Below are 22,300 nucleotides of genomic sequence, written 5' to 3'. Positions count from 1 at the left end.
ACCAGAATATCTTTCACTTTTTCAGCTATTTTCTGATTTATTTACCTCATTTAATAACAGGTTTTTTTCATCGCCAGATTTATTAACCACTCGTTCGAACTGAGATAAACTATGTATTCAATCTGATAATAACGCTGATTTTAATATGCCGCTGTCCGGAGGCCTCATCCGGAAATGATCATTGCACATACCCCCAGTCGAAAAAGCAAAAAAACACATAAAAAAAATAAAAACTATCTTATTGATTTAACTTTACTTTTTAAGTAAAAACTCAGTAATAATACCATGATTTATTATTATATCTGTATCTGACACATATCCCTTTCAGGTATATTCTCAGGCAGAATTTAATTTTATGAAGTTAATTCAATTATCTACCCATAAACAAAGTGTATTTTTGCAAAAAATTTAAGGTGATGATAGAGTTTAATTAAACGCTATCATTTTTATACCGGCAACGACCAAACCTACAACCACCTTACAAGAAAAACGATATGGAAATTAAAAATATTTTAACGGATAGTGTCAAATCGCTTGGTATCATGGCATATATTGATAACTCAGAAAAAATGTTAGAGGAATTCAGTTGGTTGTATAAAAGCTGGATTTACAGTGGTTGTTATCATTCCTCTGATTTACTTATAGTACATCACCCGGAAGTGGAACAATTTTTACCTAAAGAACCTGGTGTTATTCTTATTCCGTGCCTGCCACACGCTACAGCAGGGACACCTTTTGAAGGCTATCATTATTTTAATTCAATTGGCTGTCTTTCAGGTGAACATATTGATGATATTGCAGCTCAGTATCCCTGGCTCCTGAGAACAGATGCAGATATCTTCCTCACCCCCAAACTGGCCGATTTTCGCCCCAATTTTCCTGTGCACGGACGGGGGAGATATCACATCGATGATGATTTCAAAGAAAAAATGCTGGATTTCTGCCAACGGCACGGCGTTAAACACTTTGGTCATTTCGGCTGCGGCAGTTCTCTGATGTCTTCCTCTGAACTCATGATTCCTTTTTTACGCCGCCAAATATACTGGTGCCGGCAATTAATGGATGAGTTTGGTAAAGACCCAAAAAACTGGGGAGAGTGGCCCGGCTGGTTTCGTGGAGTGACGACCATGTATGCCGCAGAAATAGCCGCAAATGAAGATTACTGGAACATGCTGTATAACGGGTATGAGCGCATTCTGGATATTTCATGCAGTGATAATTATCCGATTGATTCAATGACTTTTCATATTCATGCGGTGCATAACTCTAACTACTTTTCTAAATTTAAACTGCGTGACGGAGCGTATCAGTCAATAGATCCTGACACACTGGATCGCAGTATTATCCCGCAATATTGCCACTGGCTGGCGGTAGCATCAGTTGAACAGGTAAAACAGGAAGCGAATTATCCCTGGTAAGCCACCGGGGAGAAAATGTTCCCCTGAATGAAAAGGCCAGCCGGGTGTGATTAGCGCTTATTCAGGTAAAAACCGCCGGGATAATAACATCCGACGGTTTTTTGTGCAGCGGAATATAACACTTACTGCTGATATAACCGGCGCAGATAATGAGCAACCGCGTCATCCGCATTAGAGCCAATCACTTCCATCTCCGGCAGAATATCTTTCAGGCGCTGATGTGCTCCCGCCATAATGCAGCCTTTTCCGGCCATTTCCAGCATCTCGCGGTCATTCATACCATCACCGAAAGCAATACAGTCATTCAGGCGGTAGCCCAGAGATTCTGCTACCTGCTGCAGCGCTTCACCTTTTGAAACCCCCCCGGCCATCACTTCCAGGCAACTGCGCAGCGAGAAACTGACATTCACTCTGTTACCGAAACGCACACGGATTTTGGCTTCCAACGCGACAAGTTTCTCGTGGTCATCACAGGTGAAGTAGACTTTGCAGACCTGATCCACCGGAAAATCATTGCGGTCGAACAGCTCATACATAAAAACAGATTCCTGAAAAAACGCTTTCTGTTCCGGGCTTTCCCGGTTGATCATCCAGCCGTCACCCCGGTAATAGTTGGTGAGGATATCCGGATTATCAAACTCCATCAGGCACAGCTCGCGGACCACATCCGGGTCCACATCATGACTGAATACCAGTTCGCCTTTGGTGTTGTGTACCCGCGCGCCGTTGGAGGTGATCATAAACGCATCAATCCCCAGTGCATCACGGATCTGCGCCACATCCACATGATGGCGACCGGTGGCAAACACAAAATGCACGCCTTTATTGATGGTCAGCAGGCGGAGGGTTTCCTTGGTGTAGGGGGTTAAACTGTGGGCAGGTGATAATAACGTTCCGTCTAAATCTGAAGCAACCACATGATACATATGCAAATTCCTGAAAATTGATTAGTGGAGTCCGAAAAAATGACAAATCGCATTGAGCGCGACAGCGCGCAACGCGTCTTCTTCGAACAGGATCTCGTGATAAGCTCCCTCAAACGTCAGAGGCATATGTTCTTCTTCTTGTCCTGTCCGGGCTTTACGGCGGTTTTCGCAGAAAGCCAGCAACTCCCGATTGTCCACCACCTTATCTTCTGATGCCATCAGCACCATCAGCGGGGTGTTTATCTCTCCCGCCTGCGCAATTATTTTCTGCCCGATATCAATGCTTTCGCGTAACCAGTGATACGTGGGTCCGCCGAGACGTAAAGCAGGATAATCAGCATAACAGCGCAGGTAACGCCGGTACCGCGGGTAACTGTGGGTCAGCATGTTGATTAAAAACGGCAACGGCTGCCACTTCCCGGTTGATACCGCATACTCATTGCGTTCCGACGGCCGTTTATCGGCCCGGTTCACAATCATATTCGCCAGCCACATCGGCATCGGTAAATTGATGCCGAACATCGGGGCACATAATACTGCAGCACGGAAGGTGTCCGGCTCGCGTAACAGATAACCGCTCAGTATCGCACCGCCCATCGAGTGTGCCAGTGCATAGCGGTAAGCGTAATTTTTCTCCGCCAGCGCGATGCCGGTGAACTGAGAAAAATCATCAATATAGTCGTCAAAACGCTCGACATGGCCTTTTTGCGGATCATCCAGCATCCGCCCGGAAAGCCCCTGCCCCCGGTGATCCATAATAAAGACATCAAAACCGAGGTGGAAAAAATCGTACAGCACTTCCGGATATTTGACGTAACTTTCGCTGCGCCCGGAACTGATCACCAGCACTTTGTCATGGGCAGGATCAGTAAACTGCACATAACGGATAGTGACATCATCCGTGCCCTGAAATGTCCGCTCATCCCGCCGGTTCCAGAAATCAAGTAACGGACCGTTCACAAAGGCAGAATATTCCGCTTCGCGTTCCAGCCAGCTTGCTTTCAGGGTATCCGGTGGCAGCATAGGGTGCTCCTTTAGTCGTCAAATCCGGTGAGATGTTCGCGGATAAGGGCCATAAATGCATCGCCGAATCGTTCCAGTTTCCGCTCTCCGACGCCATTTATCAAGAGTAAATCATTTGCCCTGACCGGGCATTGTTCCGCCATTTCAATGAGTGTGGCATCGTTAAACACCACAAACGGTGGAATATTTTCCTCATCCGCAATGGATTTGCGCAGTTTACGCAGTTTTGCGAACAGTTTTTTATCGTAATTACCACCGTAACTGCGGGCAGTCTGACGCGGTTTGATATTCTGGATCCTCGGCACCGCAAGTTGCAGCGGCACCTCGCCGCGCAGAACCGGGCGGGCGGATTCGGTTAATTGTAACGCAGAATAATTGGCAATGTTTTGCGTTATCAGCCCTAAGTGGATCAGCTGACGCAGCACACTCACCCAGTGTTCCTGGCTTTTGTCTTTGCCGATGCCGTAAACCGCGAGTTTGTCGTGTCCGTATTCGCGGATCCGCTGGTTATTTGAGCCGCGCAGCACATCCACAACATACCCCAGACCAAAACGCTGCCCGGCGCGGTAGATACAGGACAACGCCTGTTGTGCCTCAACCAGCCCGTCATACTGTTTCGGCGGATCCAGGCAGATATCGCAGTTGCCGCACGGTGTCTGGCGGTTCTCGCCAAAGTAATTCAGCAATACCAGGCGGCGGCAGGTCTGCGCCTGGGCAAACGCTCCCATGGCATTCAGTTTGTGCTGTTCGATATCTTTTTGCGGCCCGGCCGGTTTTTCATCCAGACAGCGGCGCAGCCACGCCATATCCGCCGGGTCATAAAACAGAACCGCTTCCGCACTGACCCCGTCACGACCGGCGCGGCCGGTTTCCTGGTAATAGGATTCAATATTGCGCGGGATATCGAAGTGCGCGACAAACCGGACGTTGGATTTGTTAATTCCCATCCCGAACGCCACCGTGGCGACCACGACCTGTAAGTTGTCCTTGAGGAAGGCATCCTGAACCCATTCACGCTGTGAATTATCCAGACCGGCATGGTAGGCCGCGACACTCAGCCCGCGTTTTTGCAGACGGGCGGCAACATCTTCCACTTTATTACGGCTGTTACAGTAAATAATGCCGCACTGGCCTTTCTGACCACGGACAAACATCCACAGCTGATCAAATGCTTTATATTTTTCCACCAGCGTGTAGCGGATATTCGGGCGGTCAAAGCTGCTGATGTGGATCAGCGGATCACTGAGGCGCAGCCGCGAGCAGATATCAGAGCGCGTGGTGTTATCGGCGGTGGCTGTCAGGGCAATGACCGGCACACCCGGCAGATGCTGGCGAAGCTCGCCTATCGCGCAGTATTCCGGCCGGAAATCGTGTCCCCACTGGGATATGCAGTGTGCTTCATCCACCGCCAGCAACGACGGCTGCCACTGCTGTAACTGACGGATAAAGCTGCCCATCAGCAGGCGTTCCGGTGCCACATACAGCAGTTTGATGCGGTTATTGTGACAGCCTTCCAGTACCTTCTGCTGTTCCTGCGGGGTCTGCGCCGAGTTCAGATAACCGGCTTCCACCCCCAGCAGGCGCAGCTGATCGACCTGATCTTTCATCAGGGAAATCAGCGGTGACACCACCACTGTCAGCCCCGGCAGCATTAGTGCCGGAATCTGATAACACAGTGATTTTCCGCCGCCCGTCGGCATGACCACCAGACAATCGCGTCCGCCGGTGACGGTACCGATAATATCGGACTGTCCGGCACGAAATTGCTGATAACCAAAGACCTGGCGCAGGATAGCGTCAGCGTCGGGCAGGGTATTGATGACTTCGGCGGTAGACACGCAGCTCCTCAGGTGAAACAGAAATCCGGGCAGTGCATTCTGCCGGTAAAAAGATGCTTCTATGCTAGCTCAGTTTGCCATCAGATAACAGACTATCCGCACGGACGGTGATAATATTCGATCAGTGCTGAGTTTTTTTGCGTACAGCTGCTGGTGTAATTTTGTGATGCACGTTACACTTTCACATCTTTTTAACGTCTTTACCGCCATCCGGCGTATCGCAGGCGATCACATTTTACGAATAATTAATTAATGACGTGATTAATCACGCTGTAACTATATAATTTCAATATGATGTGATGACAATGCGCAACATGATCACACCGGCAGGTATCTTCTTTTCTTTTTCTTTCAGACTTGGACTATCATGAGCCAGCAACAGACCGTAAAAGGCGTCCTTTGTGCTCTCGGCGCTTACTTTATCTGGGGTATTGCCCCGGTGTATTTCAAACTGATCCAACAGGTGCCTGCGGATGAGATCCTGACACACCGGATTATCTGGTCATTCTTTTTTATGATCCTGCTGATCACCGTGTCACGCCAGTGGCCGCGTATCCGCCAGATTATCCGCCAGCCGAAGAAAATCATGATCCTCGCGCTGACCGCCTGTATTATCGCCTCAAACTGGCTGATCTATATCTGGGCGGTGAACCACAACCATATGCTGGAAGCGAGCCTCGGGTACTTTATTAACCCGCTGGTGAATGTGCTGTTCGGGATGCTCTTTCTCGGTGAACGTTTCCGCCGCCTGCAATGGTTTGCGGTGTGTCTCGCCTTTACCGGCGTGCTGATCCAGCTCTGGCAGTTCGGCACCGTGCCGGTGATCGGGCTGAGTCTGGCCATGACATTCGGTCTGTATGGTCTGCTGCGTAAAAAGCTGGGGGTGGATGCCCAGGCCGGTATGCTGGTAGAAACCCTGTGGCTGCTGCCGGTTGCCGGTATTTATCTGCTTTTCTTTGCCAACAGCGCCACCAGCAATATGACCATGAACAGCCTGACGCTGAATCTGCTGCTGATTGCCGCCGGGATTATCACCACCGTGCCGCTGCTGCTGTTTACTGAGGCCGCTAATCATCTGCGTCTCTCCACGCTCGGCTTCTTCCAGTATATCGGCCCGACCCTGATGTTTGTGCTGGCGACCACCGCGTATGGCGAGGCTATTTCCGCCGAACGGCTGATCACGTTCGCCTTCATCTGGGCAGGGCTGATTGTCTTTACCCTGGATGCGCTGTACACCCAGCGACACCGCTACAAAAAAGCGTGATATCCTGTAAGACAGCGCCGGATGTGCCGGTGCTGTCACCGGGAGGATAACGATGGACTGGATCACGCATCATCTGGCGGTACTGCACGACCACCCGCTCTGGCTGCTGGCCATTCTGTTTGTTATCGCCCTGAGCAAATCCACGATTATTCTTTCCTCCGTCCTGCCGCCCGCCTCGGTCATGCTGATGACGGTGGTGACGCTGGCATTTCCGGTCGTTCCGGTGGTGATTATCTGGCTGGTAATTACGCTGGGTGCCGCTTGTGGTTCGATGATTTCGTATTATCTGGGGCGTCTGATTGTCACCCGCAACTATTTTCCCGGGCTGATGGCGAAATACAAAACCGCCCTCGGCAAAGCCCAGGCGCGGCTTCAGACCAGCGGGCTGCTGATCCTGTTTACCTCACGGTTTATTGCGGTGCTGCGCTATCTGATCCCGATGGCGGCCGGCTTGCTGCGTTTCACACAAACCCGCGTGCTGGTGACCTGTCTGCTGTCCGCCGGGGTCTGGACCGCCCTTTACATGCTGATTGCAAAGGGCATTGAGTTTACATTTTTCTGAGGAAGGCGGTTACAGCCAGTTCTTGCGTTTGAAATAAAGATACGGCGCGAGTGCAGCGGCAACCATCACCCCGATCGCGGCAGGATAGCCCAGCGACCAATCCAGTTCCGGCATAAATTTGAAGTTCATCCCGTAGCTGGATGCCACCAGTGTCGGCGGCAGGAACACCACGGATACCACTGAGAAGATTTTGATAATGCGGCTTTGTTCGATATTGATAAAGCCCATTGCCGCCTGCATCAGGAAGTTCACTTTCTGGAACAGGGATTCATTGTGTGGCAGCAGGGATTCGATATCGCGCAGGATCTCACGCGCCTGCTCAAGCTGATTCGCGGGCAGACGGGTACGGCGGACCAGGAAGTTCAGCGCACGCTGGGTATCCATCAGACACAGACGGACTTTCCAGCCGATATCTTCCTGTTCAGCCAGGGCAGACAGGGCTTTATCAAACTCATCATCCTGTTTGCCTTTCATTATCGCCCGGCTGAGTGTTTCCAGATGACTGTAGATATTTTCGATTTCATCCGCGAGCTGCTCGATTTTGGTTTCAAACAGATCCAGCAGGATTTCGTAACCGTTGCCGTCCTGCATGGTCTGTTTGCGCGCGCGCATACGGTACAGACGGAATGCAGGCAGTTCCCGCTCACGCAGCGTGTATAAACGCCCGTCGCGCAGGGTAAATGCCACCGTGGAGTTTCCCGCGTGGTCGTCCGCATCTTCGTAATAGAAAAAGGAGTGGACGTGCAGACCGTCATCGTCCTCAAAGAAACGCGCGGAGGCTTCGATATCATCCAGTTCCGGGCTGGTTGCCAGTTCCTGGTTGAACTGGGTCTGGATCAGCTGCCGTTCATGCTCTTCCGGTTCCGAAATATCCACCCACAGCGCATCTGTCAGGGCGTCGCCCTCTTCTAAATCAAGACGTTGCAAACGCTTATTATCAACTTTAAATGCGCTCAGCATGGTGTGCGGCCTCCGGAAACGAAAGGAAAAGAAAAAGTGTGCGCATGTTATGCGCAGATGAAAAAGAGTGTCAACCGGTTATTCCCCGGTTAACACTTTACTCTGCGGGAAATCAGGGTTTTTCCAGTTTGGCGTAGGAGGCCACCAGCCATTTGATCCCTTCACCCTGGAAAGCTATTTGTAAGCGGGTATGCTCACCGTTTCCTTCCATATTGATGATAGTGCCCTCGCCGAATTTCGGATGACGGACACGCTGCCCGAGGGTGTAACCACTGTCATTGGCGGTGATCGGTGTGCCGAGCCGCTGATGGTTGACCGGGCGGGATACGGTGGCACGCAGGCGCACTTCCTCCACACACTCCGGCGGCAACTCACCGATAAAACGGGATGGCCGGTGATACACTTCTTTGCCGTACAGACGGCGGGTTTCGGCATAGGTCAGGGTCAGTTTCTGCATGGCGCGGGTCACGCCGACATAGGCCAGCCGCCGCTCCTCTTCGAGACGACCGCTCTCTTCCATCGACATCATGCCCGGGAACATGCCCTCTTCCACCCCGACGATAAAGACCTGCGGAAACTCCAGCCCTTTGGCGGAGTGCAGTGTCATCAGCTGGACGGCATCCTGATAGCGGTCCGCCTGACCTTCGCCGGATTCCAGCGCGGCGTGGGACAGAAATGCCTGTAACGGCGTCAGCCCTTCATCAGCATCCTGATAGCTGAACTGATTGGTTGCGGTGACCAGTTCCTCTAAGTTTTCGATCCGCGCCTGGGCTTTTTCCCCTTTTTCCTGCTCGTAGTGTGCCCGCAGACCGGAATCGCGGATCACGCGGTCAGTCTGCACATGCAGCGGCATGCCATCGGTTTCCTGTGCCAGCAGATTGATCAGTTCGAGGAAACGTCCCAGCGCGGAGGCAGCGCGTCCCGCCAGTGCTTTTTCTTCCAGCAGCACACCGCAGCTTTCCCAGAGGGTCAGTTCCCGCTCACGGGCAGTCTGACGCACCACGTCCAGTGTGCGGTCGCCGATCCCGCGTGTCGGGGTGTTCACCACGCGCTCAAATGCGGCATCGTCATGACGGTTTGAAATCAGGCGCAGATACGCGAGTGCATCTTTGATTTCCTGGCGCTCGAAGAAGCGCTGACCGCCGTAAATACGGTACGGTAATGCAGCCTGTAACAGTGCCTCTTCCTGTAAACGGGACTGGGCGTTGCTGCGGTAGAGAATCGCGCAGTCCGCCAGCGCACCGCCGTTCTCATGCCACTGTTTAATGCGCCCGACCACATAGCGTGCTTCATCCAGATCATTAAAGGCACAATACAGGGAGATAGGTTCGCCGTCCTCGCCGTCCGTCCAGAGGTTTTTCCCCAGCCGGTCGCTGTTGTGCGAGATCAGGGCGTTCGCCGCTTTCAGGATATTGTTGGTGGAACGGTAATTTTGTTCGAGGCGGATAGTGGTCGCGCCCGGGAAGTCTTTCAGGAAGCGCTGGATGTTTTCCACCTGCGCCCCGCGCCAGCCGTAGATAGACTGATCATCATCACCGACAATCATCACTTTGCCGGTATCACCCGCCAGCATACGCACCCAGGCGTACTGGATGCTGTTGGTGTCCTGGAATTCGTCCACAAGGATATTGGTAAAACGGTCGCGGTAGTGCTGTAAAATCGCCGGTTTGTTGAGCCACAGTTCATGTGCGCGCAGCAGCAGTTCGGCGAAATCCACCAGCCCGGCACGATCACAGGCTTCCTGATACGCCTGGTAGATCCGCAGCCAGGTGGCTTCCACCGGGTTGCCGTAGCTCTCAACATGCTGAGGCCGCAGCCCCTCATCTTTTTTGCCGTTGATATACCAGCAGCCCTGCTTGGCCGGCCACTGTTTTTCATCAAGGTTCATGGCTTTGATCAGGCGGCGGATCAGGCGGATCTGGTCGTCACTGTCGAGGATCTGAAAATCCTGCGGTAATCCGGCATCAAGATGATGCGCGCGCAACAGGCGGTGTGCCAGACCGTGGAACGTTCCGATCCACATCCCCCCCTCACTGGTGCCGACCAGCTCTTCAATACGGTGACGCATTTCCGCCGCCGCTTTGTTGGTAAAGGTCACTGACATCACGGAAAACGGAGACGCATTCTCCACTGCCAGCAGCCAGGCGATACGGTGCACCAGCACCCGGGTTTTTCCGGAACCGGCACCCGCCAGCACCAGCATGTTTGAGCGGGGAGCCGCCACCGCTTCGCGCTGTTTATCATTAAGGCTTTCAAGCAGATAAGAGACGTCCATAATTTCCATCAGTGTTTTGTGCGGCAGCGCCGCGAAAGAAAAAGCGGCTTCCGGACAGCCGGATCCGGAAGAACTGGTTTTTTATACAGATAAAATTATAACAGTCCGGTTAAAGAATCCAACTGTGTAATTTCAATATGCGGCAGCAGGCGGGTTTCCGGGTCGTGATAAACATCGCGGCCGTCGAGGTTGATCCAGCAGGCCTGCATACCGCTGCACAGCGCACCTTCCACATCGGTATTCAGGTTATCACCGACATGCAGAATATTTTCTGCCGGGAGAGCCAGCCGCTGCGCCGCCGTGCGGTACATATCGCAGAACGGCTTGGCGCGCCCGTCAGGACCGGCTTTGAGAATAAAAGCAAAATAGTCCGCCAGCCCGCATTTCTCCGGTTCCATATTGCCGTTGGTGATCGCCACCAGCGGGATTTTTGCCGCCAGCGCGGTCAGCGTGTCATGCGTGGACTGCGGTACATCAATACGGCTGCGCCACTGCGCAAAATGCGCCATCACCGCATCCGCCCCGGCCTGAGCACGGGCGGCGGTATAGCCGTAATGCAGGAAAAAGGTGCGCCAGGAGAGCAAACGCCAGCGGCTGACATCATGGAAAATCGCCGGCTGCTGACGACGGATCCGGTCACGGAACACATTAATATAGTCAGCCGGTAAGTCACTGAAACGCGGATCATACTGACGGATAAACGCAATGACCTCCTCCTCGGTTTTATCCATCACCGGACGATTATCATACAGCGTATCGTCAAGGTCGAACGTCATGGCGCGGACAGGTGAAAGGGGACGGTAAAAACGCATTACGGTTTTCCTCGTTTGGCCCGCGGATGGGCAACATCATACACATTGGCAAGATGCTGAAAATCCAGATGGGTATAGATTTGCGTGGTGGACAGATTAGCATGCCCCAGCAATTCCTGCACGGCGCGCAGGTCGCCGCTGGATTCCAGAATGTGTGTCGCAAAGGAATGGCGCAGCTTATGCGGGTTCAGATGGCTGTTCAGCCCCTGATGCAGACCCCAGTATTCAAACCGTTTCTGCACATTACGCGCTGAGATCCGCTTACCGCTTTTGGTGGAGATAAATACGGCCCGGTCTTCCGGGTCATACAGTTCACGCAGCGGCAACCAGCGTTCCAGACAAGACACCGCTGTTTTGCCGAGCGGCACTTTGCGCTCTTTGCTGCCCTTCCCCAGCACCCGTACTTCACCGGTGGCCAGATCAAAATCCCCGGTATTCAGCCCGACCAGTTCAGATAGACGCAGCCCCGCACCATACATCACTTCCAGCATGGTACGGTCACGCACGGTCAGCGGATCATTACTGCTGATATCCATCAGCCGGGCAATGTCATCCACATCCATATTTTTCGGCAAATGCCGCCCCTGTTTCGGGGCACTGACCGCTTTCGCCGGATTGGCGGGCAGCAGGCCGTTACTGACCTGCCAGTCAAGAAATGAGCGCAGGGCAGAAAGACGCAGCGCCAGACTGGCGGGCTGCAGCCCGTTGCGGCGGCTTTTTGCAGCCAGCATCCGCACGGTTGCCGGTTCCAGCTGTGCCCAGCTGCGGAGTTTGCTGCTGACCATCATGTCCGCCAGCGTGGTGAGCTGACGGCGGTAATTGGTAATCGTGACCGGACTTAACCGGCGCTCCACCCGCAGATACTGCAGAAACTGCTCTGCCGTGACCAGCAGGTCATCCGCCGTGCTGTCTGTCATGCCAGTTCCACCCAGCGTTGCAGCAGCTGCGGCAGGAAATACGCGATATGTTCCAGCATCGCTGTGCCCATATCCTTCTGATAGTGCTGCTTATCACGGCTGACAAAAATCACCACACCGAGATCATGCTGTCCGCCCAGCAGCGATACCGCCGCTGAGCCGACAAACGCACTGTCCGGCAGCAGCAGCTGAATTTCAGGGGCCGTCAGCTGCCCGAGATAATGGTTGTGGTCACCGAAACGGGAGAGGCGGATGGTTTCAAAGTGTGCGCGGGACAAGGCCAGATCCTGATGACGGAATGGCGCGCCCAGCCGCCAGCTGTCGGTAAACAGACGGATTTTGGCATGGCTGAGTTTCAGCCCTTTCGCCCACTGATTCAGGCGTTCGGAAAAATCATCAAGAGAAGTGGCAGCGGACAATGACGCCAGCAGTTTCAGCAGACGTGAAAACAGGTGCTCATTTTCACGGGCCTGTACCATCAGCTGCATCAGATCACCGGTCAATGTGCCGATCCGCTCACGCTGGCGTCCGAGCTGCCATTCCACCAGCGAGATCGCACCTTTTACCGGGTGCGGGATGGTCATCTCCGTGAGCTGCGCGGCATTGCGGATGAAAAAATCCGGATGTGCTTTCAGATACGCCAGCACTGTCGCATCATCCGGCTCTCCGGAAGCGGCGAATACCGCGGTATCCTGTTGACTGTCCATTGCTATTTATCCTCTTTATGATGATTAAAGATGGATAACACCATCATATACATGCGTGGCCGGGCCGGTCATAAACAGGGGTTTTCCCTCCCCTTCCCAGCTGATAAACAGAGTGCCGCCGGGTAAATCCACCTGTACATTCTCTGCCAGCAACCCCTGGCGGATCCCGACAGAGACCGCCGCGCAGGCACCGCTGCCGCAGGCCTGTGTTTCACCGACACCGCGCTCATACACCCGCAGACGGATATGGTCACGCGACAGGATCTGCATAAAGCCGATGTTTGCCCGTTCCGGGAAACGCTCGTGGCTTTCCAGAACAGGGCCGATAACCTCAACTTCCGCCGTTTCCGTACTTTCCACCTGGATAACACAGTGCGGATTGCCCATCGACACCACACCACACAGAACAGTGCGTTCGGCGGCGCGGATAATATAGGTTTTCTCTTCTTTGACCGCACGGAACGGTACCAGCGCCGGTTCAAACACCGGCACACCCATGTTCACGCGGACATTATCATCATCGGCGATCGTGAGCACCATACGCCCGGATTGCGTGCTGACACGGATATCCCGCTTGTTGGTCAGCCCTTTCAGGCGGACAAACCGGGCAAAACAGCGTGCGCCGTTACCGCACTGCGCCACTTCACTGCCGTCAGCGTTAAAGATGCGGTAGTGAAAATCCAGTTCCGGGTCATAGGGGGCCTCCACCACCAGCAGCTGATCAAAGCCGACACCGGTGTGCCGGTCTGCCAGACGGCAGATAAGCTCCGGAGAAAAATAGATATTCTGGGTGACGGCGTCCACCACCATAAAATCATTACCCAGGCCGTGCATTTTGGTGAACTGCATGTTCAGATCCTGTTTGCGCCTCAGTAACCGGGAGTTATCCGGTGATCATTTTTGCGTTTTGCCGGTCTCAGCGTTGTCAGCCGGCACAGCAGACTGCTCTGCGGCAGGAGCGCTTTTCGCGGCGGCAGGCTCTTCCGGCGGGAAGTAAAGCGGGCCTTTCAGTCCGCAGCCGGACAGGGTCAGCAGCATCACGGCGGATACCGCACAGATCATTTTTTTCTTCATTTACAGTCATGCCTGTTAATCATCAGTCAATACCCTCTATAATCGCAGTTAGATGTCGAAAAGCAAATAGGAAATGACAATGAACGATACAGAATTTCATCAGACAGCGGATACACTGCTGCAGGATATTGAAGCAAAATTAGATGATTACGACGGCGATGCGGATATTGACTGCGAAACCAACGGCGGCGTGATGACACTGAGTTTTGAAAACGGCTCAAAAATTATCATCAACAAGCAGGAAGCATTTCATCAGATCTGGCTGGCGGCGCGCAACGGCGGCTATCATTTTGATCTGAAATCAGATAAATGGATTTGTGACCGCAGCGGCGGCGAGCTGTTTACCATGCTGGCACAGGCCATCAGCGAGCAGAGCGGCGAACCGTTCAGCTTCTGAAAATCAGACTGACGGCACAGAGCCTGTGCCGTCGCATGTCAGCCGCGTTGCCCGGCGGCCTGATACTGTAACGGCCGGACATCCGCCCGGAAATCCGGATACGGGGTATCACGCGGCTCTTCCGTGACCGGCGGGGAGAACATCGTGCTGTGGAACGGCGTGACCTGTGTTTTACCGTCCGTTTTCAGGATTTGATAAAACTGCGGCAGATTAAAATTGATAAAACTGGCACCGTATGTAAAGCGATCATGGGAAGAGGAATAGAACCGGCTGACATCCCGGATCAGATCTTCTTTACTACCTTCACAGCCGGAATAGATTTCCACCCGGTTTGATTCATCCAGCACATAAATATTGAAGCCGTTATCATCACGGTTTTCAAAGAAGAACTGAATAATCCCCTCGCTGGCATAGCCGTCCACCACATCCGGCAGATGACCGGTTTCCGTGCTGATTTTCACCGGAAACCCGCGCAGCTTGTTGTTGGAAATCGCGCCGTAAAATTCCACGGCATTTTCCAGTTTCTGCACCGAGACGTTAAGGCGCTCAAAGAACAGCCCCCAGGTCTGACCGGCCAGGCGCAGCGCCTTAAAGCGGCCCGGATCCTGACGGTTGGTGGTCAGGCGCAGCTCAATACATTCGGAAACCAGCTGGCGGATGCGGGTGCTGATCAGCCCGCGCAGATGGCGGCTGTAGCAGAACACTTCCACGCCGGACGGTGGTGCGGCATCCTGGTGCATCTTGCCGAGAATGGTTTTCAGTGCTTCCAGCACAGATTGCTCACCGCTGAAATGCAGTGTGCGCACTTCATTCCAGGAGTTGCGGTACAGCAGATCAATACTGCCGACCAGGCATTTCTGCTCCTGACCGAAGCTGAACACATCCAGCTTACTCATATCGAAATGCACGACCTGCTCGGCGAAACCGGCGGTCGGATCCTGCTCCAGATTGACAATAATCGCCAGATGGCGGATTTCGCACGGGCTGTACAGCGCACGCGGGGTCGGGGCCGGCAGACGGATAGGGAAATTCTGTGATACATCATGCACCAGCTCGTGCAGTTTCTGTTCGTCGCAGTGCGACTCACCGTTATGAATATAGACGCGGGTTCTGTCTGTCAGCAGGCCGTTGAAGTAAGTCCAGGAAACCAGCTTATTCAGATAGCGGTTATATTCCAGCGGCTGATGGCCGATGATGGTATGGATTGTCGGCGCCTGATTATACAGATACCAGCCGCTGCGGTTGGCCCGGCCCGGCGGGACATAGATAAAGGTCAGATTCTCTTCTGACAGATCCGGTGAAATCTGCGGGTTGACCAGGGTGACTTTCCCGGGCAGTGCCTCGAACGCGGCATACAGTTTCCGTGTCAGCACGCCGATATCCTGCGGGCTGGCACTGACACTCAGATTATTACGGCGTGCAAAGCGGATAAGGTTGCGGTAGCTCTGCATCATGGTATCGAGCAGCTCATTATGTGCATCCCGCACCTGCTCAATTTTCCACGAATTCCGGCGATCCAGCACCGCCAGCCGTTCCGGGGACCATCCCCAGCCTTTCACCATCTCAGACAGCACCTGACAGCGCCAGCCGCAGCAACCGCAGGAGGCGCGTTCACTGACATCCGCAGGCGGTTTCTCACAGACTTTCAGGTAGAAACAGCGGCGGATCAGATCAAGACGGGTTTCATCATTGATAGCTTTCAGATAACGGGTGACACGGTCGAGCATCATTGCGTACGCATCCAGACCGTGATGAACAATCTCACCGGCATGCAGATGCTTTTTAAACTCGGTCGCCAGAAGCTGCCCGTTCGGGTAATCCCACGAGTACGCTTCCAGCAGTAAACTTTTGATCACGGCTTTATACGGGGAATCCACACTCTTATAAAGCTGCCACAGGCTGGCACCGAAATACTCTTCCGCCGACAGTTCGCCCAGTCCGCCCAGATCCAGCCACTCGTTCGGGGTTAAGACACCCTGCGCATAAAGGGAAAGAACATATTCATCATAGTGATGTTCTTCTTCTGCAGGAACCATGGTCCACAGCAGGCGCTTACCGGCCATCCGCACGGCGGTCCGGTAAAATTCATCAAGCAGTAAAATATGCTGAGTTGAGCCGCAGTCCTCACCGTTGAGGCTGCCGCTGGCATTATGACGGAAACGGTTTTCATCGATCAGGAAGAAGGTGACATCGATACCTTTTGCCGCCGCCCATTCTTCAATCAGTGTGCATTTGCGGCGCAGATTTTGTTTTTCATCGTGATCAAGCCAGGACTGATGACAGACCCAGATATCGAGATCAGAAGAGTGGCTTTGCCCGACAGATGAGGTACTGCCCATGGAATAAATACCGGTGATCGGCAATTCCCCGCCGGTATTGCATGGCAGGCACCCGCCGTGCTGACGGGAAAACTCCGCCAGCCAGTGTGACTGGTCATCATCGGACGCCCAGAAACAGACACCGTGCGGTACATTACCCGGCACATAGCCCGGCATATCCGGATGGTGATGATGCAACAGTACCGGCAACAGACTGTACACATCTTTAAACGCACGACTCATCCCGATGGTCGCGCGCTCTGATCTGAGCTGATTTATTGCATCCAAACGCTGCTTGAGTGTTTCAATATAAAGATACAAAGGATTCGCCTGATTTTATTTCATGTAACTGGAAACGACCTGATGCCCGGCTTTATACGTATATGAATACAGACTGATAATGTAATGCTGAAAAATGATAAGAATCGAACCAAAGTTAAATTGCCGGAAACGTGATCAATCTAACACCTTCGGGACAAAGGGTAAAGCTTCGCACTAAAAAAGGCACGATTACACAAAGTTGTTATCACCCGGATAACTAGTTGTAAAATATATATTTTCGTTGAAAATCACCGTGATACACACAAAAAATCTAAGGAAATATCCGGGAAATTCTGTGCGCACCTGCTTTTGCCTGTTTTTTAACCAAAAATGTAATGCGGCTTACTCATACCGGGTGTGTTCATTTATTTTAATTATGCTATGAAATAGTTATTTAAATTAAACCTGATTAATTAATATATTTCTTATAATTACAAAATATTTTTATTATTTAAAATATGTTTTAATTATTTACTGACAGATACCGGCCGCCGGACTGAGACTATTTATTCCTGATCGTCTTTTTTCGTTGTTATCTGCCGGGCAGGTCTCGTCACGTAACTGGAAAAATAATCAGCAAAATGATAAAACAAAGGCAGTTTTTCTTATTTTTCCGGTCGGGTTTCGCCTGAAAAACACCGGATAAAAAGACAAGGATCCCTGACAATTATCATGACCACTCACTCTCTGCGTATTGCCACCCGCCAAAGCCCGCTTGCACTGTGGCAGGCTGAATTTGTCAAACAGGAACTGGAACAGCATCATCCGGGACTGCACGTCGAACTCGTCCCGATGGTCACCAAAGGTGACATTATTCTCGACACGCCGCTGGCGAAAGTCGGCGGTAAAGGGCTGTTTGTCAAAGAACTGGAACTGGCATTACTGGAAAAACGGGCGGATATCGCCGTGCACTCCATGAAGGATGTCCCGGTCGATTTCCCGGACGGACTGGGGTTAGTCACTATCTGTGAACGGGAAGATCCGCGTGATGCTTTTGTTTCCAACCATTATGACAGTGTGGATGCCCTGCCGCCCGGCAGTATCGTCGGTACCTCCAGTCTGCGCCGTCAGTGCCAGCTGCGCGAACGCCGTCCTGATCTGGTGATCCGCGATCTGCGCGGCAATGTCGGTACCCGGCTGGGTAAACTGGATAACGGCGACTATGACGCCATTATCCTGGCCGTTGCCGGGCTGAAACGCCTGAAACTGGATGAACGCATCCGCTGTGCGCTGCCGCCGGAAGAGTCCCTTCCCGCCGTCGGTCAGGGTGCGGTCGGGATTGAGTGCCGCCTGGATGATGAACGCACCCGCTCTTTGCTCAGCGCCCTGAATCACGCGCAGACCGATATCTGTGTCCGTGCCGAACGCGCCATGAATACCCGGCTGGAAGGGGGATGTCAGGTACCGATCGGCAGTTATGCTATCTGGCAGGGGGATAAAATCTGGCTGCGTGCGCTGGTCGGCGCACCGGACGGCAGTGACATTGTCCGCGGGGAACGCCTGTGCGACCCGCAGGATGCCGCCGCTGCCGGGGTTTCTCTCGCAGAGGAGCTGCTGGATAACGGTGCGCGGGCTATCCTGACGGACGTCTATCAGGGGCACGCGCCTGCATGACCATCCTGGTCACCCGTCCCTTTCCGGCCGGTGAAACCCTGGTCAGCGCCCTGCGCTCACGCGGGCAGAGAGCCCTTTCTGCCCCGCTCATCCGTATCTCCCCGGGACATGAACTGCCGCTGCTGATCGCCAAAACAGCGGCACTTTCTCCCGGAGATGCCCTTTTTCTGCTGTCAAAGAATGCGGTTTATCACGCAAATGAACAGCTTATTCAACAGAATTACCTGTGGTCTGATAAGCTTTGCTATTATGGAATTGGTCAGTCAACCGCAAACTGTTTTGAACAACTGACCGGATTACCCGCCGCCTTTATGCCCGGCGGGGAAACCAGCGAGCATCTGCTGACCCTGCCGGACTTACAGGATATGACCGGCCGCCGCGCACTTTTGCTGCGCGGTAACGGCGGCAGAGAACATCTGGCACAGACGCTGCGCGCACGGGGGGCAGTGGTGGATTACTGTGAATGCTACCGCCGCGAACCCGTAAATTACGACGGCGGGGAATGCGCCCTGTTGTGGCAGCAGCAACAGGTTCAGACGCTGGTGGTGACCAGCGGCGAAATGCTGCACCTGCTGCGGCAGCTGATACCGCCCGCGCACCTCGGCTGGCTGCTGCAATGCCGGATTATTGTTGTCAGTGACAGACTGGCAGCTATCGCACAATCACTGGGCTGGCAGGAAATTGATGTCGCCGCCGGTGCAGATAATGAAGCCTTACTTCAGGCTCTTCAATGAACAGACATGGGATGCCACGAATGACGGAACACGAGAAAAAACCCGGATCGGCCGATGTACCTGAAACACAGGATGCCGTAACCAATACCGATCCGCAGGCAGAGAAAAAAGACACGGCTGCCGGGAAAAATGCGGCCGCGAAAAACGTCACTGATAAAGCAGCGTCTGAGAAGAAGCAGGCGGAGACGCCGGCTGCGGACAGTAAACCGGCAGATACCACAGCAAAACCGGCAGCGGAGGAAAAACAACCGGCCGGTTTTCTGCTCGGTGCGATCGCACTGGCGGTTATCCTGCTGGTCGGCGGTGGTGTCTGGTATGCCTCGCAGGCCGGTACACAAGCTCTGTCAAAAGACCTGGCAGCAGAAAATGCACAGCTGAAATCTCAGGTGGCGCAGTTGCAGCAGACGCAACAGCAGACACAAAAACAGATGCAGGAATTTAAGGAATTTATCGCGCGGCAGTCTGCACTCAGCACACAGCAGCAGCAACAGGAAGCCGCCCTGAAACACGAGCTGGAGTTACTGCGCAGCCGTATCACCGTGCTGTCGAGTACCGATGTGAAAAGCTGGCTGCTGGCTCAGGCGGATTTCCTGGTCAAAATGGCAGAACGTAAATTGTGGAATGACCAGGACGTGGTCACCGCCATGGTGCTGCTGAAAAATGCCGATACCAGCCTCGCCGAAATGAATGACCCGAGTCTGCTGGATGTGCGCACCGCGCTGCGTAATGATATTACGGCACTGTCCGCCGTCAGTCAGATCGATTTTGACGGCACAATCCTGCGTCTGAACCAGCTTGCCGGTCAGGTGGATAATCTGCGTCTGGATGACGGCAGCCGTGACGGTGCGCCGATGGACAGCAGTGACAGTGAAGGGCTGACGTCTTCGGTTGCGGACTGGCGCACTAACCTGACCAAAAGCTGGAAAGGGTTTATGAGTGATTTCATCACCATCCGCCGCCGTGACAACACCTCGGCTCCGCTGCTGGCACCGAATCAGGACATTTATGTCCGTGAGAATATCCGCGCCCAGTTACTGATCGCCGCTCAGGCGGTGCCGCGTCACCAGGAAGAGAGCTACAAACAGTCACTGGATGCGGTCTCCACCTGGGTCCGTGCCTATTTCTCAGATAACGACCCGGCCAACACCGCCTTCCTGGCCGAAGTGGATGCCCTGGCCGCCCAGCCGATTTCAATGAGTGCGCCGGACAGCCTGACCAGCCAGCCACTGCTGGATAAACTGGTACAGACCCGTATCCGCCGTCTGCTCAACGATGAAACCCCGCCACCGGCACCGGCGGCACCGCAGCAGGCAGCACCGGCTGCTGCACCGGCGCAACCGGCAGCAGCACCGAGACAGGAGGGATAACAGATGTTTAAAGTCTTTATTCTGTTTCTTATCCTGATTGCCGGGATTATTGTTGGCCCGCTGATGGCCGGACATCAGGGTTATGTCCTGATCCAGACCAATAATTTTGATATTGAAACCAGTGTCACCGGCCTGATCATCATCTTCCTGGTACTTCAGGCGGTTCTGATGCTGCTGGGCTGGTGCTGGCGCCGCCTGAAAAACGGCAGTTCCCGCACACTCGGCTGGTTTGGCGGTCATAAACGTAACCGCGCCCGTGCGCTGACCAACGATGCGCTGCTCAAACTGGCGGAAGGGGATTTCCGGCAGGTGGAAAAATTACTGAGCCGCAGTGCGGATAACGCAGAGCAACCGCTGGTCAACTATCTGCTGGCAGCAGAAGCGGCACAGCAGCGCAGCGATAATCTCCGCGCCAATCAGTATCTGGAGCGGGCTTCCGAGCTGGCGGGGCGTCATCAGTTACCGGTGGATATCACCCGCGCCCGTATTCTGCTGAGCCGCAATGAAATTCCGGCGGCAAGAACCGCTATTGATAATCTGCTGGAAGTTGCACCACGCCATCCGGAAGTATTGCGTCTGGCGGAACAGGTGTATGCGCGCTCCGGTGCCTGGAAATCCCTGATCGCTATTCTGCCGCAGATGAAAAAATCCGGCGAATTTACGGATGAACAGATCGAACAGACTGAAATCCGCGCCTGGCTCGGTATGATGCAGCAGGTTGCGGATCAGGACGGCAGCGATGCACTGCGCCACTGGTGGAAGAACCTCAGCCGCCATCTGCGCCACAACCCGGAGATGGCCGTAGCGGCGGCGCAGCACTTTATCGCCGGTAATGATATGGCGGATGCCGAAGCGGTGGTGCTCGACGGACTGAAGCGTCAGAAAGATCAGCGTCTGCTGATGCTGCTGCCGCAGATCCGGACAGACAATCCGAAAGCCATCCGCAAGGTACTGAACCAGATGCAGAAGGAAGATGCGGATCAGCCGCTGCTCAACAGTACCCTCGGGCAGTTAGCCATGCAGGAAACACGCTGGGAAGATGCGGAAAAATACTTTAAATCTGCCCTGAGCAGCCGTCAGGACACGCATGATGCCGCCTGGCTGGCCGATGTGCTGGATAAGCAGAAAAAGTATGAGGAATCTGCCATGGTCCGCCGTAATGCTCTGCTCAATACCCTGACATTACCGGATGAAAAAACGCCCCGCGAATAAGTACAGGCGGGTTATTTTTTATCACACAGAGCCAATCCTGCCGGATTGGCTTTTTTATACCGGCACATCATTAAAAGGGATTGACGGAACACGTTATTGATGGCAAGAATAAGACATAAAAAAACACCTATCGCGGAACGATAGGTGCATAAAATACAATCAGGTCTACAGACGGATGGTGCCTCACTCAACGTTACGTCCTGTTGCTGATGTAAAGATTTCGGGATCTTTTACATCGATAACCCGGACAATAGGCACCGAATTTAGCTCTGCGTCATCTCCGGGTTTATGAAGCTTACGCAAACATAAGAAATGAGATGAGCATCTACACCCTGATATAATGCACAAGACGTGCCAACTTTTACGCCCTCTCAATTTCCCGCGGTTCCCGTGGGTTTATTTTTTTTATCTGCCCTTCCGCTTACCAATCACTGATGTAATTCTGTCCGCAGTGTCTCTGTTTTGCGACGCTTTATGACAGCATTATTAAAATATTTATATATCAATAGATTAAATGTCTCATTTTAACGACAAGCATTATGCTCTTTGTCGCCGGATCTA

At 53.3% G+C, this 22,300-nt stretch carries 19 protein-coding genes; 8 read left to right on the top strand and 11 right to left on the bottom strand.

All coding sequences use genetic code 11. The features are described 5' to 3' along the window. Positions 1 to 494: 494 nt before the first annotated feature. Positions 495 to 1,418, top strand: coding sequence for a hypothetical protein (locus tag ACF8OF_RS18905; RefSeq protein WP_279798912.1), 924 nt, complete (start codon positions 495 to 497; stop codon positions 1,416 to 1,418). A gap of 122 nt (positions 1,419 to 1,540) precedes the next feature. Here ACF8OF_RS18905 and yigL read toward each other — a convergent pair whose 3' ends face one another. From yigL to recQ, 3 genes are read right to left on the bottom strand one after another with little or no spacing between them, the layout of a single operon-like run. Then, positions 1,541 to 2,344 carry a sugar/pyridoxal phosphate phosphatase YigL gene (gene yigL, locus ACF8OF_RS18900; protein WP_262883228.1) on the bottom strand — a complete coding sequence of 268 codons (804 nt, stop codon included), beginning with the start codon at positions 2,342 to 2,344 and terminating at the stop codon, positions 1,541 to 1,543. A gap of 21 nt (positions 2,345 to 2,365) precedes the next feature. Further along, positions 2,366 to 3,367, bottom strand: coding sequence for a lysophospholipase L2 (pldB, locus tag ACF8OF_RS18895; protein WP_080694392.1), 1,002 nt, complete (start codon positions 3,365 to 3,367; stop codon positions 2,366 to 2,368). Between the two features lie 11 nt (positions 3,368 to 3,378). Continuing rightward, positions 3,379 to 5,205, bottom strand: a complete 1,827-nt coding sequence (recQ, locus tag ACF8OF_RS18890) for an ATP-dependent DNA helicase RecQ (protein WP_262860418.1) — start codon at positions 5,203 to 5,205, stop codon at positions 3,379 to 3,381. A 367-nt stretch (positions 5,206 to 5,572) separates the two neighbouring features. Between recQ and rarD the strand changes: the two genes are divergently transcribed. Next, positions 5,573 to 6,469, top strand: a complete 897-nt coding sequence (rarD, locus tag ACF8OF_RS18885) for an EamA family transporter RarD (protein ID WP_025154634.1) — start codon at positions 5,573 to 5,575, stop codon at positions 6,467 to 6,469. A gap of 52 nt (positions 6,470 to 6,521) precedes the next feature. Next, a complete protein-coding gene (locus ACF8OF_RS18880; RefSeq protein ID WP_072872209.1) occupies positions 6,522 to 7,031 on the top strand; it encodes a DedA family protein in 510 nt (169 codons plus the stop codon). Positions 7,032 to 7,040: 9 nt separating this feature from the next. Here the strand turns inward: ACF8OF_RS18880 and corA are convergent, their stop codons facing one another. The 7 genes from corA to ACF8OF_RS18845 all read right to left on the bottom strand — a co-directional run bounded on the left by corA (position 7,041) and on the right by ACF8OF_RS18845 (position 13,776). Then, the gene (gene corA / locus ACF8OF_RS18875) at positions 7,041 to 7,991 is read right to left on the bottom strand and encodes a magnesium/cobalt transporter CorA (RefSeq protein WP_025154632.1); all 951 of its coding nucleotides are present in this window, start codon (positions 7,989 to 7,991) and stop codon (positions 7,041 to 7,043) included. 112 nt (positions 7,992 to 8,103) lie between these two features. After that, on the bottom strand, positions 8,104 to 10,275 hold the full coding sequence (uvrD, locus tag ACF8OF_RS18870; RefSeq protein ID WP_262860419.1) for a DNA helicase II: 2,172 nt from the start codon (positions 10,273 to 10,275) through the stop codon (positions 8,104 to 8,106). Positions 10,276 to 10,361: 86 nt separating this feature from the next. Then, positions 10,362 to 11,078, bottom strand: coding sequence for a 5-amino-6-(5-phospho-D-ribitylamino)uracil phosphatase YigB (gene yigB / locus ACF8OF_RS18865; RefSeq protein WP_262868435.1), 717 nt, complete (start codon positions 11,076 to 11,078; stop codon positions 10,362 to 10,364). Then, on the bottom strand, positions 11,078 to 11,995 hold the full coding sequence (gene xerC / locus ACF8OF_RS18860) for a tyrosine recombinase XerC (protein ID WP_274371367.1): 918 nt from the start codon (positions 11,993 to 11,995) through the stop codon (positions 11,078 to 11,080). Before xerC ends, yigB begins: the two co-directional genes overlap by 1 nt. Next, positions 11,992 to 12,702: a DUF484 family protein gene (locus ACF8OF_RS18855; RefSeq protein ID WP_279798923.1), complete on the bottom strand. Its 711-nt coding sequence runs from the start codon at positions 12,700 to 12,702 to the stop codon at positions 11,992 to 11,994. The genes xerC and ACF8OF_RS18855 overlap by 4 nt, the downstream gene beginning before the upstream one ends. A gap of 24 nt (positions 12,703 to 12,726) precedes the next feature. Then, complete coding sequence (dapF, locus tag ACF8OF_RS18850) at positions 12,727 to 13,551, bottom strand: diaminopimelate epimerase (protein ID WP_025154627.1); 825 nt, start codon at positions 13,549 to 13,551, stop codon at positions 12,727 to 12,729. Positions 13,552 to 13,596: 45 nt separating this feature from the next. Continuing rightward, positions 13,597 to 13,776, bottom strand: coding sequence for a lipoprotein (locus ACF8OF_RS18845; protein WP_262860423.1), 180 nt, complete (start codon positions 13,774 to 13,776; stop codon positions 13,597 to 13,599). Positions 13,777 to 13,855: 79 nt separating this feature from the next. Here ACF8OF_RS18845 and cyaY point away from each other — a divergent pair, with 79 nt between their 5' ends. Continuing rightward, positions 13,856 to 14,173 (top strand): iron donor protein CyaY, encoded by a 318-nt coding sequence (gene cyaY, locus ACF8OF_RS18840; RefSeq protein ID WP_025154625.1) that lies wholly within the window; start codon positions 13,856 to 13,858, stop codon positions 14,171 to 14,173. A gap of 38 nt (positions 14,174 to 14,211) precedes the next feature. Here the strand turns inward: cyaY and ACF8OF_RS18835 are convergent, their stop codons facing one another. Further along, complete coding sequence (locus tag ACF8OF_RS18835) at positions 14,212 to 16,812, bottom strand: class I adenylate cyclase (RefSeq protein ID WP_262883222.1); 2,601 nt, start codon at positions 16,810 to 16,812, stop codon at positions 14,212 to 14,214. Between the two features lie 672 nt (positions 16,813 to 17,484). On the opposite strand from ACF8OF_RS18835, the gene hemC reads away from it, so the two are divergent. Genes hemC through ACF8OF_RS18815 form a run of 4 tightly spaced genes read left to right on the top strand, consistent with a single transcriptional unit; the run spans position 17,485 to position 21,739 of the window. Next, positions 17,485 to 18,426: a hydroxymethylbilane synthase gene (hemC, locus tag ACF8OF_RS18830; RefSeq protein WP_262860426.1), complete on the top strand. Its 942-nt coding sequence runs from the start codon at positions 17,485 to 17,487 to the stop codon at positions 18,424 to 18,426. Further along, on the top strand, positions 18,423 to 19,160 hold the full coding sequence (gene hemD / locus ACF8OF_RS18825; RefSeq protein ID WP_392497388.1) for a uroporphyrinogen-III synthase: 738 nt from the start codon (positions 18,423 to 18,425) through the stop codon (positions 19,158 to 19,160). Before hemC ends, hemD begins: the two co-directional genes overlap by 4 nt. A 20-nt stretch (positions 19,161 to 19,180) precedes the next feature. Next, positions 19,181 to 20,527, top strand: coding sequence for a uroporphyrinogen-III C-methyltransferase (gene hemX, locus ACF8OF_RS18820; RefSeq protein ID WP_392497387.1), 1,347 nt, complete (start codon positions 19,181 to 19,183; stop codon positions 20,525 to 20,527). Positions 20,528 to 20,530: 3 nt separating this feature from the next. After that, positions 20,531 to 21,739, top strand: coding sequence for a heme biosynthesis HemY N-terminal domain-containing protein (locus tag ACF8OF_RS18815; protein ID WP_392497386.1), 1,209 nt, complete (start codon positions 20,531 to 20,533; stop codon positions 21,737 to 21,739). Positions 21,740 to 22,300 lie beyond the last annotated feature (561 nt).

It is taken from the genome of Morganella sp. TYF_1 (assembly GCF_043105645.1).
Lineage (GTDB): Bacteria > Pseudomonadota > Gammaproteobacteria > Enterobacterales > Enterobacteriaceae > Morganella > Morganella morganii_B.
Note: the sequence above shows the minus strand (reverse complement) of the source record. Positions and strands in the feature narration are given on the sequence as shown.

Excerpts from the sequence above, each read along its gene's own strand:
- ACF8OF_RS18815 (WP_392497386.1), top strand. The coding sequence starts at position 20,531 with ATGTTTAAAGTCTTTATTCTGTTTCTTATCCTGATTGCCGGGATTATT.
- hemD (WP_392497388.1), top strand. The coding sequence starts at position 18,423 with ATGACCATCCTGGTCACCCGTCCCTTTCCGGCCGGTGAAACCCTGGTC.
- ACF8OF_RS18905 (WP_279798912.1), top strand. The coding sequence starts at position 495 with ATGGAAATTAAAAATATTTTAACGGATAGTGTCAAATCGCTTGGTATC.
- ACF8OF_RS18845 (WP_262860423.1), bottom strand. The coding sequence starts at position 13,776 with ATGAAGAAAAAAATGATCTGTGCGGTATCCGCCGTGATGCTGCTGACC.
- xerC (WP_274371367.1), bottom strand. The coding sequence starts at position 11,995 with ATGACAGACAGCACGGCGGATGACCTGCTGGTCACGGCAGAGCAGTTT.
- cyaY (WP_025154625.1), top strand. The coding sequence starts at position 13,856 with ATGAACGATACAGAATTTCATCAGACAGCGGATACACTGCTGCAGGAT.
- ACF8OF_RS18880 (WP_072872209.1), top strand. The coding sequence starts at position 6,522 with ATGGACTGGATCACGCATCATCTGGCGGTACTGCACGACCACCCGCTC.
- rarD (WP_025154634.1), top strand. The coding sequence starts at position 5,573 with ATGAGCCAGCAACAGACCGTAAAAGGCGTCCTTTGTGCTCTCGGCGCT.
- hemX (WP_392497387.1), top strand. The coding sequence starts at position 19,181 with ATGACGGAACACGAGAAAAAACCCGGATCGGCCGATGTACCTGAAACA.
- pldB (WP_080694392.1), bottom strand. The coding sequence starts at position 3,367 with ATGCTGCCACCGGATACCCTGAAAGCAAGCTGGCTGGAACGCGAAGCG.
- yigB (WP_262868435.1), bottom strand. The coding sequence starts at position 11,078 with ATGCGTTTTTACCGTCCCCTTTCACCTGTCCGCGCCATGACGTTCGAC.
- yigL (WP_262883228.1), bottom strand. The coding sequence starts at position 2,344 with ATGTATCATGTGGTTGCTTCAGATTTAGACGGAACGTTATTATCACCT.
- hemC (WP_262860426.1), top strand. The coding sequence starts at position 17,485 with ATGACCACTCACTCTCTGCGTATTGCCACCCGCCAAAGCCCGCTTGCA.
- ACF8OF_RS18855 (WP_279798923.1), bottom strand. The coding sequence starts at position 12,702 with ATGGACAGTCAACAGGATACCGCGGTATTCGCCGCTTCCGGAGAGCCG.
- dapF (WP_025154627.1), bottom strand. The coding sequence starts at position 13,551 with ATGCAGTTCACCAAAATGCACGGCCTGGGTAATGATTTTATGGTGGTG.
- corA (WP_025154632.1), bottom strand. The coding sequence starts at position 7,991 with ATGCTGAGCGCATTTAAAGTTGATAATAAGCGTTTGCAACGTCTTGAT.
- uvrD (WP_262860419.1), bottom strand. The coding sequence starts at position 10,275 with ATGGAAATTATGGACGTCTCTTATCTGCTTGAAAGCCTTAATGATAAA.